This is a genomic window from Ruegeria sp. D7 (assembly GCF_056534355.1).
In genome coordinates, this window is record NZ_JBQFPG010000003.1 from 173822 (window position 1) to 189636 (window position 15815).

Consider the following 15815-nt stretch of genomic DNA (forward strand, 5'->3'; position numbering starts at 1 on the left):
TGCACCTACAGCTCCGCATTGACCGAGAGCCTCGGGTGAGCGGCGATAGCAAAACAAAGGTGATCGCGCCTTCCGGCTTAGCGGGCAGATTTTTGCGGGAATCGGCAATAAATGTTACGATAGATTTGTTGGCAGGATCGCCGCTGGGTCTCTCCGGCCATCGCGCTTCGTTATTCTTTTTTATTACAACAAGTTCTTTTTCTTTGCCGTTCGGCCGGGCGATCCGGGGCCTCTGGGCCAGCGTTTCAGATTGCTTTTGAACGGAGGCAAACATGCCCGAAACAGTATTTGAACGCGCGCCAGACGGCGCGATCATTGGACTTCAGCATCATGGCGACCCTCTTCGAGGGCGTTCTAAAGGAAACAGTGCGCTGGATGTGGCGCAGGCTTATGCCGCCGAAGTGGCGGGGCTTTACCGGATAAAGCCTGATTTTCTTGACAGGCTCGGCGAGAGTGTTTCAGGCAAGTACAATCGCGAGGAGGGCAGCAAGCTACGGCTGGAAGAAGCCAAGGCAGTACAGTCTTTTCTGGTCTACACCTTTCGTCAGACCCATCACGGTGTTCCGGTCTGGGAGCGCGGTCTGACACTACGCATGGCCGGCCCAGACAATGTGGTCACCGGTTCGTCCTCAAGTGTTGCTGCCGATATCGAACTCAGCAACGCCCCTACTCCGCCTGCTGGCCGCGACAAACAAGCTGGCACGGTTCTGCGCGAAGCTGTGAAAGGGGCCAAGTTCACAAAATTCAAGGTTAATGACACCCGGGACTTTGTCTATCGCTACGACGCAGAACATCGCCTGCCACACAAAGAACCGGGCGAGATCGAAGGGGCCGAGTTAACCCCGCTGCCAGAGATTGGTCGTGTGCCAAAGGGCATCAAGGACGGCGAATGGCGTTTCGTAAGCCTTGTGCATTTTGGCTGCAAAATTCCCGACTACGGAGAGCTGAACTGGCGAGCATTGGTCGATTGGGAGACCGGCGCGGTGCTTTACATCCGGCCATTGGTGGGGTGTGTTTCGGGCTACGTCTTCACAGACGACCCGATATCACTTTCAGGAGATTCAGAGCTTGATCCGACGGCCCCGGTTGCGCTTTTGGATGCGCAACGCGAACTGGTGGCGCTGGAACGGTTGATATTACCGGGCGGAGGCGCACCGGTGGAACTAAGCGGCGAATTGGTGGCGGTACGGGATCTCGACACACCGAACATCGCCCCACCGACTGAAAACGCCGGTGCCGCATCGATCTTTGATTATCCCGCCGACAGCGACGATTTCGCGGCGGTCTGTGCGTACTACAACCATGATTTCCTGTATCGCTTCGTCCAGTCTTTGGGCTTCGATCTGCCCAGCTATTTCGACGGGGTGACCTTCCCAGTGGATGTTGATCACCGCTGGTTCAATCCCATTGCAGGACCGGTGAATGCTCAGGCGCCAGGCAATGCCATAGGCAATGGTGTACTACGCTTTCGTTATGCGCTTGCGGCAAATGGCTCCACAGTCGGCATGGCCACAGACTCGCGCGTATCGGCGCATGAATTCGGGCATGCGGTGCTGTGGGATCATCTCAATTGGCCTAATTTCGGCTTTTGTCATGGCTTTGGTGACGCGCTGGCGGCAATACTTTACGATCCGCAGGGTATCGCGCCGGATCGTTTCCGCACCTTCCCCTTCAGCAACCTGATCACCCGGCGATGGGATCGGTCGGTCGCCTCGGGTTGGGGCTGGGGTGGCACGATGGACGTGGGCGGATATCGGTCAACCGAGATCAATGCCACTACTTTGGGCCGAATCTATCGATCTCTCGGAGGTGATTCCACAGAACTAGACGACAGGCTGCATGCCAGCCGCTACACGATCTATCTGATCCTGCAGGCGGTGCCGCTTTTGGCCGGGATCGTGCCCAACACAGTCGAAGGTTTTTCCCGCGCCTTGCAGGAATCAGACGAGAACACTGCTCAATTCGACGGTGCAGCCGGAGGCTGGGCACACAAAGTGGTACGCTGGGGCTTTGAGAAACAGGCGCTCTACAACGGATCCCCGCCTGATGTTGACGTCTTCATTGATGACGGACGGCAGGGTGAATACCCTTGGCACCAACCGGGCAACAATGCTCCCGGCATCTGGAATCGGCACCGCCCTGACGGCGGCACCGACCACGAGACTCCGCGCCGCTGCGTCGAGAATTATCTGTATGTCCGGATCGGCAATCGCGGCAACTACCCAGCCCAATCAGTGACTTTGTCACTAGCCCGCGCGACGGAAGGCAAGGGCACCACATGGCCGGATGACTGGGATCCGCTTATCGTAGGCGAACCTATCGGCCAATCAGTGCATTGTGGCGACGAAGTGATCGTCGGCCCGATCCCATGGTGCCCCGAGGACCTGTGCGAGGAATACATTCTTGCCAGCGTGGATACGCCAGAAGACCGCAGCAATGTCGAAACGATCGCAGACAGTCTGCCTGTCGATCGACTGGCGCTTGGTGACAACAACGTCGCCCTTCGCCGAATGGAGGTGAACCGCGCCGAAGATGACACCCCTTGCTGCGAGGAGGAAGAAACGAAGATGACCTATCGTTACGCCGTCAAGTTCGTCTGCGGCTGTTCCAAGGGCCGCATTTTGTCCCAGGGCCGCTATCACACAGCAATCAACATCGGAAACGGCAGCGGCGATGCTGTGCGTTTTCGTAAACGGGTGTCGTCGGCCTTGCCAAACGAAAAACCGGGCAATGTCTCGGCCAGAACGAAGAACAAACTCGGTCCCTGGGAATCGATGGAGATCGATTGCGAAGATGTGGCACGACACCTGCGGGTGGCCGAATGCTGTTTCTTAAAAGGGTTTGTCTTTATCGACAGCGAAACACCGCTGGACGTGGTCGCGGTCTACACCGCCGCCCATGGTGAAGGCGAAGTGGAAACCATCGATGTCGAACCGGTCGTGCCTCGGCTGATCAAAAAGGTACCGCCCCCGCCACCGCCACCTCCGCCGCCGCCCCCACCCGAGGACAAGCCGGACCTAATCCCGGTGCAGCCCTTCCCGCCCGGCCCGCCGCCCTTCCCGGCTTGGTATTGTGAGGAGCCGCGCAAGTTGAGGATCATCGTGCGTAACATTGGTGCAGGGGCTGCCGGGCCTTCGACCACGCGGGTCGATTTCTTCCAGAGCGGCGTGGTGGTCGATCTGCCGACACCAGCACTGGGGCCAAACGGGGATGAGACCACGCTATCGCTCGAATTCCCGGACGAGGTCAAAGGTGGCGAGCAGATCCCCTTCAAGATCACCGTCAATGCCAATCCGGCCGATGGTGTGACGGAAACAGACACCACCAACAACAGCGACTCTTCCTCCTGCGGCCTGGCCAGCTAAAGCAATCTGGGGGTGGCCCGGGCCATTATCGGCCCGGGCTGCGCGATCTAGAGGTGCCTGTCGCTAGGCTGAATCATGATCGTGATTGCGCTCTACATACAGGAGGGCAATTTGCTTCAACGACACCAAGGTGGGACCGCCCTGTCTGATCCCAAAGTCAGACCTCAAGCTGCGATTTAAGTATACTTTTCTACCGCTTCCCAAGGGGCGACAGGGTCGCCGCAGCCTAGTAACTATCTCTTTTCCGTTGCGCATCTTTGATAAGAGCAGCAAGCCGATAGAAACCGTGGGCCATCTTGGTGTAGGGCGTTAGCAGGAAGAATGTCAGGACCGATCCAAGATGAATAGCAAGCAACGCGGGCATCAAAGCCGTTGATCCGAAAGCGTAAAGAGCAAGTCCGCTAAAACCGACGAATCCCAGCAACAGGATGAAACCGATATCGCCGCCCCATGCCGAAGCATCACCGAGATTGCGATCGGACCTTTGCTTGAGAATTGCCATGGCGCAGCAACCCACTGTCAACAACACACCGCCGGAGATTCCGAATAGTTTGGGCAAAGACCAGAACCCGTACGGCGCATGCATTCCAAAGCCATAATGCATAACCGTTGCAATCGAGGTCGACGCGAAGCAAAGCAGGAAGCCATACATGATCGCGTGGTGAATATGACGTCGCGCCTGACTGAACCGGTCTTCGTCTTCAAAATTACAGCCTTCACCATGACCTGCGGCAAGATCCTGCATTTTACCCGCTCGTTTGAAGGCGGCCAGCAGGTCCGCCATTTTGATGGGTTTTCCCCCCACCTCGGCCCAATAGCGCCTTAGGCTGATGGCAATGCTAAAGAGTGGCAGCAAGAATGCCGGAGCAAAAATCGCAACCATCGCATTATGCGACAGAACGGCATAAAACCCGTCCCCTCCGCTGGAACCTATCGCGCGAATTGCCCAGAACAACAGGGCAAATCCGACCACAAGTGCCAGCGCAATCGCCCCGCCATGGGTGTGAAATCGGCGCGCCAACGGCTGCGGCCATGCGAAGCTTTCCCAGCTGTCCCTCCGCACCTCGGCCAGAGCCTTCGGCAAATTCAGGTCGAACTCGTGCGGGACTGTGTACTGGCAGGCGTAGTAGCAGCCGCGGCAGTTGTGGCACAGGTTGGCCAGTTGCGTGATGTCCCCATCCGAGAACGCGCGTTCCGCATGAAGCGACGGAAAGACCGAGCAATAGCCCTCGCAATAGCGGCAGGCGTTGCAAATTTCAGCCTGACGGCGGGCTTCCTGTATCAATTCAATTTGCATAAGCGGCGGCCTCACGTCCTGCGATGCGTCCAAAGACGGTTCCGATGGTCATGCCGAAACCGGCTAGATAGCCTTGCCCAAGGATCGAGCCCGCCATGGTTTCGCCAGCCGCCCACATGTTTTTGATCTTGCCGTCGGCGCTCGAACATTGCGCGGCGTCGTCGACTTTGAGGCCCAAATAGGTGAAGGTTACGCCCGTACGCAGCGAATAACCGTAAAATGGCGGCTCGGTGATCGGACGCGCCCAGTTGGTCTTGGGCGGGTTCAAGCCAGATGTTGAAACGCCGTCCAGCTCTGTCGGATGAAAGGCGCTGGTGTCTCCGCAGGCGGCGTTGAATTCAGCGATTGTTGCGGTCAACTTTTCGGCAGGCAGGCCCATCATCCCGGCCAGTTCTTCCAACGTATCTGCCTTCAGCGGTGGAAACACCGACGGCATGAACAGATTCAACGAATTGGCGTCGATGATCACATAGCCAACTTGATCTGGTTGGGCTGCCACCAAGCGCCCCCAGATTGCATAGCGCTTGGGCCAGACATCCTCGCCCTCATCGTAGAAGCGCTCGGCATCCTTGTTCACGACGATCGAAAACGGCACACAATCCAGACGGGTGACAATACCACCGTCAAATTTCGGTGCACGCCCATCGATAGCAACGGCGTGGCATTGGGTCGGGTCGCCAACACTCTCGACGCCTTGATCCAGAAGATCAGCCAGGACCACGCCTCGGTTATAAGGAGTGCCTCGGATCAGAAAGTTTTTTGCAGGCTCACCCCATGCACGGGTCAGCCAATCCGTATCGGCCTGAAACCCGCCCGAGGCGACGATGACTGCCTTTGGCATTATCCGGTGGTTTTGACCTTCATAGGTATAGTCGACCCATTCGATCCGATCCCCGTTCCGCTCCAAATGCGTGACGGCGGCTTCATACAAAACATCGATACCCAAACCCGCCGCAGTTCGGTAATAAGCATTCACCAGAGACTTCCCGCCTCCCATAAAAAAGGCATTTGTCCGTGCCAAAGAAAGTGTTCCGGAAAGAGAGGGTTGAAACCTGACACCGTGCTCTTCCATCCATGGCAGGCATTCCTCGGAAGTGCGGATCGCAAGGCGGGCCAGATGCTCGTCAGTTTTGCCGCCGGTGACCTTCATCAAGTCCGCGAGATATTCGTCTTCGCTATACTCTTCGATCAACGGGCCCAAAGGGCCACCATGCATGCAGCGAAAATTGCGCGTATGGCGCGAGTTTCCTCCGCGATAGGGTTTTGGCGCGGTTTCCAGTATCAGAACGCGGGCACCGGCTTCGGCGGCGGTTATCGCGGCGCATAAAGCAGCGTTCCCGCCACCGATCACAGCGATATCGTAAGCTTCCTTTTGGGTGGCCATATCCTGTCTACCTAGTGATTTTCGTCGGTTGTCCGATCGCGTTCCTGCAACGCCCGGATACGCATTCGTTGTGCGGCCTGAATATGCCCGCGCATTTCTGTCTCGGCCGCCGCGCCATCACGTGCCTTCAGCGCGGCCATGATACGCCGATGTTCAGCGACTGCCGCTTCGGCCCGATCTCCGTCCAACAATTGCGACGGCCCAAGGATCAGCAGCGCCTTCTGCAAGGACAACATGGATTTCGCGAGAAAACGGTTCTTGGCTGCATCCAAAAGTGTGGCATGAAATATCCGGTTGATCCGAGCCGCGTCTGGACCTGTGCCAGCCTCGGCCAAGCGATCATTCAAAACGTCCAACTCGTCCAATTCGACATCCGACGCCGCACGCGTTGCTAGACGGGCCGCAGTGCCCTCGAGCACTGCGCGCATCTCATAGAGTTCCATCACCTCGGCGTAATCCAGACTGCGGACGGTCGCGCCCTGCCGCGGTACATGCGTGACCAGGCCGTCGGTCTCCAGCTGCCGGATCGCCTCGCGCACCGGTGTTCGGCTGACACCCAACCGTTCAGACAGCTCAATCTCGCGCAGGCGCTCGCCGGGCAGAAGGGTGCCCTCGCGAATCTCATCCAACAGGCGTTGATACGCCGAATTGCCTTGCGGGCCAGGCTGTAAGGGGTCGTCCTGAATGGTCATCGCGTGCTCACTTGTCTTCTTGAGTCCAATTGTATACATTTGGATACATAGTGAGTCAATATAGTCGGAAGCTGCACTTTGCCCACCCAGAACAAAACACCTTCTCTCCTAGCGAAGCGGGCCCTAACACTGGGCTTGGCACTTCTTGGCACAGGGCTATTCTGGGCGTTGGATCTGCCATTGCCTTTTCTGTTCGGCCCGATGAGCGCGTGTCTGATCGCGGCTCTGGCTCATGCTCCAATGGAAGGCTTTGGTCAGGTCTCGATTGCGGCGCGCACCATACTCGGCGTGGCTGTAGGGGCTTCGATTACCCCAGCCCTATTTGCAGAACTGCCGAAGATGGCAGCGTCGATTGCACTGATCCCGTTCTTTATCCTGCTGATCGCGCTGGTCGGAGTGCCATTCTTCCGCAAGGTCTGGGGCTTTGATACCACGACCGCGTTTTACGCAGCCATGCCCGGCGGATTGCAGGATATGATCATCTTCGGGGCCGAGGCTGGCGCTAACCCGCGAACGCTGTCCCTGATCCACGGAACCCGCGTTCTGATTGTTGTAACGCTGGCCCCTCTGTTTCTTACGGTGTTTTACGACGCCCAACTCACCAACCCAATCGGAGAGCCCGCGCGCAACCTGCCGATACATGAATTGGCGCTGATGGTTCTTGCTGCCTTTGTCGGCTGGAAAGGCGGTGAGCGGATCGGCTTGTTCGGAGCGTCGATTCTAGGGCCAATGATCCTGACGGCTGCGTTGTCACTGGGCGACTTCATTCACACCCGACCGCCTCGCGAGGCCATCCTTGCAGCTCAGTTCTTTATCGGCTGCGGTATCGGCGTGAAATTCGTAGGTGTCACATGGGTCGAACTACGCCGTGTGGTGGCGGCGGGCTTCGCCTATGTCATTGTCCTCGCCGTTCTGGCGGCCGCTTTCACTGCCGTTGTCACCACCTTGGGGCTGGGCCAACCGGTCGAGGCATTTTTAGCCTTTGCCCCCGGCGGGCAGGCAGAAATGACAGTTCTGGCCATCGTCTCAGGCGCGGATCTGGGCTTTGTGATCACGCATCATCTGACAAGGATCGTGTTGGTAATCATCGGTGCGCCGATAGCGGCCAACCTTATCCTGCGCTGGTCCAAACCTCGGGGTTGATCATGTGAACCGGAGCGCCTGCAGCGTAGGCGTTCACTTGATCGAAAATGTCCGAAAATTGCAGATCGAACTCATCCTCGGTCACAAAGCCGATATGCGGCGTCGCAATCAGATTTGGATGCGAAAGCAAGGGGTCTTTCGGATCATTGAGGGGTTCGGAATCGAAGACATCGATTGCGGCCTTCCCGGGATGACCGGCATTCAGCGCCCCAAGCAATGCCCCTTTTGCAATAAGGCCAGCACGAGATGTATTCACAAACAGTGATCCCGGCTTCATGTGCGCGAAGTCTGACGCAGTAATGATGCCGTTTGTGCCTGGCTTTAGGCGAACATGGATCGAGACAACATCGCTGTTGGCAAAGAAAGCTTCGCGGTTCGCGGCGACCTGAACACCATCTGCCTGCGCCCGAACCCGGCCTTCATCTGAGGACCACCAGACTACATTCATTCCAAATGCCTCGGCGTAGCCCGCGACAACGCGTGCGATACGGCCATAGCCGTACAGTCCCAGCTGCCGCCCTCTCAGCGTCTTGCCAACTCCGGCCTGCCACCGCCCCGCTTTGACCGAGGCCATCTGCGCCGGTAAATCGCGCATCCCAGCCATGATCAGCGCCCAAGTGAGTTCGGCTGCAGCATATGAAGGCGTTCCACCATGCATGTTCGAACACAGCAGAACACCGTTGTCCGAGCATGCCTGCACATCAACGTGCGGATACACGCTGCGCTGACTTATCAATCTCAGGTTCGGCAGCTTTTCGATCAACTCGCGGGTAACTTTGGTGCGTTCGCGAAACAGAACCAACGCTTCGGCCTTCTGCAACCGTGCTGCCAATTCATCGGTATCCTCGACATGATCTGTCCAGATCTTCACTTCATGGTCGGATAGCTTTCCAAAACAAGGCAAGCCCTGCAGAGTATCAAACCAATCATCCAGAATGTGAACCTTCATCGACTTTCCAAACCCTGCCCGGTGTTCAGTTTTCTTGGCGTCGGCACAAAATGCAGCGTATCGAGTGCTGCAAGCGCATTGCGGACCCGCTCGCTTTGATCCAGCAAATAGTTGAACTGCTCATCGCACCCGGCGATCGGCGTCGGGTATTCTGCAATATCCCGCCGCAGGACCGACTGCGCCAGCCTGAGTTCCTGACGCGCAATATCGAGGCATTCAGAATAATTGTTCATCGTGGCACCTTCATATTGTATACCTTAGTATACATAACGGAGATCCCAGTTTCAACTGCCGCTCCACACAGATCCGGGTATGTAAACATGCCCATCTGCAAGCTTTCGCGCAGTCCGCACCAGACCAGCAGAGTTTACGTTGAAGTCCCCGTCATTCGAGAAGTCCACCAGCACATCAATCTTCCCAGAAGCGTGTTCCAGCACAACTTCAGCCGGGCTTGCCTTAGGTCGGTCCAACAACCCATCAGCGACGGTTCCGGGCGTCAAAGCACAAGACGCCATGCACTGCGCACCCGTAACGGCCATTGTCGGGTGAGTTTTCCATGGCATGAAATACCGAACTGCAAGGGTTCCGCCCTCTTTGGCTGGTGCCAACAGCCCGAATTTGGGGGTTACCGATTTCGATACATCCCCCATACCCATCAGTTCCCCGGCTTCGATCCGAACTGCCTCCATCTGGGCAAAGAAAGAGCGGTTGGCGTCCAGTTCTTCCGCGCTTTCATACCCAGTTAGTCCAAAATCGGTGGCGCGGGCCATAGCCATAGGCATCGCGACATCCATACAGGTCAGTTCGACCCCTTGCACCGTATCGCGCAGATTTCCGGTGGGCAGAAATGCACCCGTTGCCGAACCCACAACTCCCATAAAACTCAGTTGTACCGGTGCAGATTGCCCAGGAACTCCGGCAATCTCGGCATCGCCCTCATAGGCCAGTTCACCACCCGGGGTCTGCACTTTGGCAACCACTCGCGCACCCGTATTAACTGCGCGTATCCGGACCACGGTCTCATCGCCTTGAGGCTGAAACAAACCCATTTCAATTGCGGCCGGAGCGACGCCGGAAAGAATGTTTCCACAAGTTGGCTTGAAGTCGACCAGCTTTTCCTCAACCGAAACCTGCGCGAAGAAATAATCGATATCGGCCCATTCATCATCGCTGACAGATAACATGGCTACCTTGGTCGTCACAGCAGTACCGCCACCGATTCCGTCAATGTTAAACGCCTGCCCAGCCCCTAGGGCAGCGACCAGCACATCAGCCAACGTGTCCATATCCACGGGCAGGTCAGAGCGACGAAAATAGGGGCCCCGCGAAGTGCCGCCACGCATAAAAATATACGGGATTGCTGTCTGGGTCATCTCGAACCCCTCCTCTACAAACCGTCAAAAACTGTTGTGTTTTCAGCTTTGTCCGACCTGTCTGCTTCGCAGGCCGGACCTCAGTGGAGCATTCATTTCAGTGGCCATGGCAGGCTCACCATGTCTTGCAACAGTCCCGGTGGGAAATCCCGGTTCAGAGCGCCTGCCATGATGCACATGAAACCGATGCCGCAGGCTGTCAGGATCAGCGTCATCTGCCAGCTTGAACCGGCTCGAATGCGGAAGAAGGCAATCAGAAACCCGATCAGGGCTAGGATGAAACCAACAACCCACGTTGCCGCGATAAGACCTGCAAACCACGCCAACGTCGACCAAAGCCCATGCGGAGCGCTCGCATCTTCACCGGCAATTTCCTTATCGGCAAAGATTGCATCACCCTCGGGTCTCCGCATCATCTGGATCAGCAGGATCACGCAGCAGAACAAGGACACACTGCCGATCACCAACGGGATGATCTTGTCGGTCATGTTGTAGTCTGGGATCATGTTGGCGTTGATCAATGCCGCGATTAGGTAGGCCATGATCACCAGCAGGAAGATCAACGGCGCGCGCTTGCTGCCAGACTGGACTTCACCTTCGGCCATGATCATCTTAGCCTGCCGAATTCCTAAAATGACCGAAGCCACAGTGACCAAGATCAGAACAATCACGATCGGGCTGAAGACATACTCCATGCCCTCACCAAAGCTTTTGCGGAACCGGAATGAGGCAATCTGGAACGCCTGATTGGTAAACTTCTCAACCGGGTTCGACAGCACGAACCCAATAAGAAAGGCAGGGCGCGACCAATCGAACCGGCGCAGAAAGATCCCGATCAGGCCGATCACGAACAGCGCCAGAAGGTCTTCGAAGTTCTGACCGGACTGGAAGGCTGCAAAGCTGATCAGCATGAACAGGAAAGGTGCCAGATAGGTGAAGCGGATCGTTGTCAGCTTAGCGATGCCTCCGGAAGCCGCGATGCACAGGATGGTGCCCACGACGTTAGCAAGCGCCAAAAGCCAAACGATCGAATAGGTGATGTCGAGATTGTCCTTGAGCATGCTTGGACCGACCTCGATGTCGCCAGACCCCAACAGAGCCACTGCGCCGATGAAGATCGCCATCGAGCCCGAGCCGGGAATGCCGAACAGTAGCGTAGGCACCAGCCCGCCGCCTTCCTTGGCGTTGTTTGAGCTTTCCGGCCCGATGACGCCACGCACTTCGCCCTTGCCGAAGTTGCTTTTATCTTTGGTCGATTGAACCGAATGGCCGTAAGCGATCCAGTCGACGACCGAACCGCCTAGGCCGGGAATGACGCCAACGACCACCCCGATGATCGAGCAGCGAACAGACAGCCAGATATTCGCGGCCCAGTCTTTGACGCCGTCCAGCCAACCCGCCCCCAGCGAAGCCCCTTTGGCAATCGATCGATCCTGCCGCAGCAGCGAGACGATTTCGGGAACGGCAAAGATGCCCAATCCAACGATGACCAGCTTCAAACCATCTGTCAGATACGGAATGTCATAGGTTGCCATACGGAGCGAACCGCCAGCGTCCGCCTCACCAATTGTGCCAACCATCAACCCAAGCCCAGCAGCTGCGACGCCCTTTAAGGGGATGCGCCCAGCCAGAATGGCAACCATGGAAAGGCCGAGGATGGTGATCATCAGCATCTCTGGTAGACCAAACGCCAGAACGATGGGCCGCGCGACCAGAATGAACATTGTTAGGAAGGTTGCGCCGACCAAACCGCCAAACAGCGATGAAGCGAACGCGGCAGATAGTGCCCGCGCAGCCTCACCCTTCTTCGCCATTGGGAAGCCGTCCAGGACAGTTGCCTGAGAGGCGGAACTGCCGGGGATCCCCATAAGAACAGAAGCAAAGGTGTCAGAGGTCGGAACAACGGCGACCATCCCGATCATCAGCGCCAAACCAAGGATTGGGTCCATCCCGAACATGAAAGGCAGCAACAGGGACAAACCGGCAATACCGCCAAGTCCCGGGAAAACACCTACGGCCAGTCCCATAACGACACCGAGAACAAGATATCCCAGTACGATAGGTTGCAGGATCAAACCCCACGCATCATTGAGCGCAGGAAGAGCGGTGGCGAAAACCTCCATAGCGGCCGCCTTTCATATACTGTCTTGTGTTTGAAAAAGCGCGCACCCGACATTGGGGTGCGCGCTGTGGTGTGTGGGTTTAGTTCAGCTCGACACCGTAGGCTTCTTTGAGCCAGTTCAGAACGTAGCCTTTGGCATTGTCGTCGACGTTTGTCGCGGTTTGCAGCGCCGCCTTGGAACCGTCGCCCACAAATACCGGGTACTTACCGACGCGTTTGGACGAAATATCAGCAAAGTCGCCGCGCTCGGTCACAGCCTGAAACGCTGCGGTGTAGGCGTCGACCACTTCCTGTGGTGTATCACCAGGCAGAAAAGCCAACTTTTGAACCGGGAAACCCGCGACAAAGAACGCTTTCCAAGCGTCCCACGCCTCGCCACTGGTTTCACAACCATCCGTTGCCTCGCAAACCTCTTTGAAGGTTGGAATATCAGGGAAGGTCGGGTCGCGGACGATGTTTCCATCGGCATCCAGCGCCCCCCAGGTCATCATCGGCACAGCCTGACCGGCCTCAACCAGCGGGGCGGATCCACCCAAATAGCCGGATGAGGTCTGATAGTCGATGTTAGCTTCGCCACGTTCGAACATCAGACGACCATCGCCACGGCCTTTGATGCCGAAGACTGGCTCAACGTTCATACCCAGCATTTGCCATGCCAACAGCGGCACGAGATCCAGACGCGTTGCGCCCTGCGAGCCGTAGATGAAGTTCGTGTCTTTCAACGCATTTGCGGAGCCATCAAACTTGGCACCATCTTCTGCGTTCAGATAGGCGACACCACCCGTCCCGGACGCCATAACCGGGATCCAGTCGTTGTATTCATAACGCACGCGCGGATCGCTCAGCAGATAAGGGAATTGAGTTGAACCGGAAGTGCCGAACAACAAGGTTCCATCATCGTGGCTTTGTTCCTGGAACCAGTTTGCACCTTTGGTCGAACCAGCACCTGGCATAAATTTCACGACCACGGTCGGTTGACCCGGAAGAGCTTCGGACAGAAGCGGCGCAAAGAAGTTGGCCCATTTCGCCGAACCACCCGTTTCCGAGAACGGGATGACCCATTCGATGGTCTTGCCAGAGAAATCAACCTCGGCAGCGGCAGGTGCAGCGATACCGGCGGCGGCGATCAGCCCCACGACGGCGCGACGGGTGAAGTTGGAAATGGTCATTGGTTCCTCCCTGTTGACCAGACAATCACGTCATCGCCCCCGGCGCTACCGTGATCGCAAATAGAACTGTGGGGTTGATTCCCCCTCCCATCTGGCAATCATGGAGCGCCAACCTTGCGCGAAACTTGCGGGAGACCCGATGCGGATCGTCATAGTCGAGGACAATGAGCCACTCGCCAATGCCATTGCTTATCGCCTTCGTGACCGAGGTCATGCGGCAGATATACTGACTGACGGAGATGCGGCCGACCTTTACCTTCAACAAGAAGGCGCGGATTTGATCGTTTTGGATATCAACCTACCCGGCCGGTCAGGGTTGGACATCCTGAGGTCGCTTCGCGAACGTGGTGACAGTGCGCCCGTGATCCTGCTAACAGCGCGCACCGAAACAAGCGACCGGGTGACCGGTTTGGATATGGGCGCAGATGACTATCTGGTCAAACCCTTCGAAATGGACGAGTTAGAAGCACGCGTCCGAGCACTTTCTCGGCGCAAAGAACTTGACTACGGAGCGCGGGAGAGCATCGGTAGCCTCGAATTCGACCGCGCATCGCGTCAGGTTAGTGTTCAGGGCGAAGTCATGGATATACCACGGCGGGAAATAGCGGTGCTTGAATGCCTGTTGGAGCGTCGGGGCAGAATTGTTCCTAAAAGCCAACTCACAGATTATGTCTATGGCGTTGGGGCCGATGTCGATGACTCAGCCGTTGAACCTCATGTGTCGCGGTTACGAAAACGCCTTCAGCCTCTCGGCATTAAGATCAAGGCAGCGCGCGGTCTGGGGTACCTTCTTGAGGTGCAGAAGTGATCAGGCACGGCTCCCTCAGGCTACGACTCTTCATTCTTATCCTGACACCCTTGGTGTTGCTTGCGATCCTTCTTGGGCTTTGGCGCTTTATGATTGCCCAGGAAACGGCTCAGGAGCTGTTCGACGACAGCCTGCTATCTGCCGGTCTTGCAATTTCACGAGATGTCGCGATTTCAGGAGGTGACGCACTTTCGCCCACCACGCGCAGCTTGATCCGCGACGCGTCGGGCGGAGAGATCTTTTATCATGTTACGGGCCCGGGTGGCATCTACGTGACTGGCTATGCATACCCTCCGGCACCCGCGAACCCGTCTGCTCAAGAGGCGAACAGGCCGCAGTTTTTCGAAGCACTCTATCGCGACGAGCCGGTGCGAGTTCTTAAGCTGACAGAACGTGTGACCATAGAAAATTTGATAGGAGATGCGACGGTCACAGTTTGGCAACGTATGGCGGATCGCAACGCGTTTGCAAATGAGCTGTCAATCCGCGCAGGAATTCTCATGGGAATCCTACTTGCCACTCTGGCATTTGTGGTATGGTTCGGAGTTGCTCGCGGCCTGCGGCCCCTCCTGGATTTACAGGACGCAATCGACCTGCGCTCCCCAGATGACCTGAGTGAGATCAAACGCCCTGTACCGGTCGAAGTTCAAGGTGTCGTCAAAACCTTGAACCGACTCTTTGGACAGGTGGAAAAAAGTATCAATGCCCATCAGGTGTTCATATCCGAAGCCGCACATCAGCTACGGAACCCTGCGGCCGCCGTTCAGTCGATGGCCGAAGCGCTTCGAGATGCGAATACCGATGAAGACCGCGATAAACGCATCATCGAGCTTGTCGCAGCGGCAAAGAACTCAGCAACAGTCGCTGAACAACTGCTATCACTTGAACGGCTCAGGCAACCGACGCACCAAGATCAAATGGTTGAAATTGATTTCCGCTCGGTTGTCGAAGAAGCCTGCGCAGAAATGGGAGTTCACATTCTTGCAAAAGGCATCGAGTTTGATGTCACTATGCCCGAGACGGCGGTCATAGTATCAGGTGATCGGGTGTTTCTAACTGAAGCTCTAAAGAACCTGTTAGACAATGCTGTTAAGCACGGTGGCGCTAAACTGAGCCGCATTTCAGTCGTGCTGCGTTCTGACGGCGGAAACGTTGGGCTTACTGTCGCTGATGACGGCGCTGGCCTTTCGCCCGACCAAAGCGAAGCTGCATTTAGTCGGTTCTCCCAGTTGGAATATTCCGAAGGCAGTGGCCTGGGTTTGTCAATCGTCTCTGCGGTTGCCCAGCGCCACGAAGGATCAGTCTTAATCAACCAGGTCGAAAGAGGAGCGAGCGTTACGTTTGAGCTTCCGATAATCCTTTAAATTGTTTCGTTTTTGACAAATCCGGCCCCTATCAGGATTGAAATACATTATTTAAAATTGCTGCGAATGTAGGTTTTCCGCGTCCTTTTTGCTGCGACTGAGATGTTCACTAAACGTGCCGGCCCCGCGCGAGTTGGGGGCCCGCATTG

At 56.6% G+C, this 15815-nt stretch carries 12 protein-coding genes; 4 read left to right on the forward strand and 8 right to left on the reverse strand.

The window, feature by feature from the left end; genetic code table 11:
• The first annotated feature begins 272 nt into the window (after positions 1-272).
• Positions 273-3365: a hypothetical protein gene (locus ACRZ9U_RS05880; protein ID WP_480901407.1), complete on the forward strand. Its 3093-nt coding sequence runs from the start codon at positions 273-275 to the stop codon at positions 3363-3365.
• Between the two features lie 226 nt (positions 3366-3591).
• On the opposite strand, the gene tcuB is transcribed toward ACRZ9U_RS05880, so the two are convergent.
• From tcuB to ACRZ9U_RS05895, 3 genes are read right to left on the reverse strand one after another with little or no spacing between them, the layout of a single operon-like run.
• On the reverse strand, positions 3592-4662 hold the full coding sequence (gene tcuB, locus ACRZ9U_RS05885; protein WP_170402484.1) for a tricarballylate utilization 4Fe-4S protein TcuB: 1071 nt from the start codon (positions 4660-4662) through the stop codon (positions 3592-3594).
• Positions 4652-6046: an FAD-dependent tricarballylate dehydrogenase TcuA gene (gene tcuA, locus ACRZ9U_RS05890; RefSeq protein WP_170402488.1), complete on the reverse strand. Its 1395-nt coding sequence runs from the start codon at positions 6044-6046 to the stop codon at positions 4652-4654. The genes tcuB and tcuA overlap by 11 nt, the downstream gene beginning before the upstream one ends.
• 11 nt (positions 6047-6057) lie before the next feature.
• Positions 6058-6738 carry a GntR family transcriptional regulator gene (locus ACRZ9U_RS05895; protein ID WP_170402491.1) on the reverse strand — a complete coding sequence of 227 codons (681 nt, stop codon included), beginning with the start codon at positions 6736-6738 and terminating at the stop codon, positions 6058-6060.
• Between the two features lie 78 nt (positions 6739-6816).
• Between ACRZ9U_RS05895 and ACRZ9U_RS05900 the strand changes: the two genes are divergently transcribed.
• A complete protein-coding gene (locus tag ACRZ9U_RS05900) occupies positions 6817-7881 on the forward strand; it encodes an AbrB family transcriptional regulator (protein ID WP_170402494.1) in 1065 nt (354 codons plus the stop codon).
• On the opposite strand, the gene ACRZ9U_RS05905 is transcribed toward ACRZ9U_RS05900, so the two are convergent.
• The 5 genes from ACRZ9U_RS05905 to ACRZ9U_RS05925 form a co-directional block, all read right to left on the reverse strand.
• Positions 7850-8830 carry a D-2-hydroxyacid dehydrogenase family protein gene (locus ACRZ9U_RS05905; RefSeq protein WP_170402496.1) on the reverse strand — a complete coding sequence of 327 codons (981 nt, stop codon included), beginning with the start codon at positions 8828-8830 and terminating at the stop codon, positions 7850-7852. The genes ACRZ9U_RS05900 and ACRZ9U_RS05905 overlap by 32 nt on opposite strands.
• On the reverse strand, positions 8827-9063 hold the full coding sequence (locus ACRZ9U_RS05910; RefSeq protein WP_170401171.1) for a hypothetical protein: 237 nt from the start codon (positions 9061-9063) through the stop codon (positions 8827-8829). Before ACRZ9U_RS05910 ends, ACRZ9U_RS05905 begins: the two co-directional genes overlap by 4 nt.
• Positions 9064-9114: 51 nt before the next feature.
• The gene (locus ACRZ9U_RS05915) at positions 9115-10203 is read right to left on the reverse strand and encodes a 4-oxalomesaconate tautomerase (RefSeq protein WP_170402499.1); all 1089 of its coding nucleotides are present in this window, start codon (positions 10201-10203) and stop codon (positions 9115-9117) included.
• 92 nt (positions 10204-10295) lie between these two features.
• Complete coding sequence (locus tag ACRZ9U_RS05920) at positions 10296-12326, reverse strand: tripartite tricarboxylate transporter permease (RefSeq protein WP_170402503.1); 2031 nt, start codon at positions 12324-12326, stop codon at positions 10296-10298.
• 79 nt (positions 12327-12405) lie between these two features.
• Positions 12406-13494, reverse strand: a complete 1089-nt coding sequence (locus ACRZ9U_RS05925; RefSeq protein ID WP_170402506.1) for a type 2 periplasmic-binding domain-containing protein — start codon at positions 13492-13494, stop codon at positions 12406-12408.
• Positions 13495-13633: 139 nt separating this feature from the next.
• On the opposite strand from ACRZ9U_RS05925, the gene ACRZ9U_RS05930 reads away from it, so the two are divergent.
• Both ACRZ9U_RS05930 and ACRZ9U_RS05935 read left to right on the forward strand, forming a co-directional pair.
• The gene (locus tag ACRZ9U_RS05930) at positions 13634-14302 is read left to right on the forward strand and encodes a response regulator transcription factor (RefSeq protein WP_170402509.1); all 669 of its coding nucleotides are present in this window, start codon (positions 13634-13636) and stop codon (positions 14300-14302) included.
• A 53-nt stretch (positions 14303-14355) separates the two neighbouring features.
• Positions 14356-15666, forward strand: a complete 1311-nt coding sequence (locus tag ACRZ9U_RS05935; RefSeq protein WP_480901490.1) for a sensor histidine kinase — start codon at positions 14356-14358, stop codon at positions 15664-15666.
• The last annotated feature ends 149 nt before the right edge of the window (positions 15667-15815 follow it).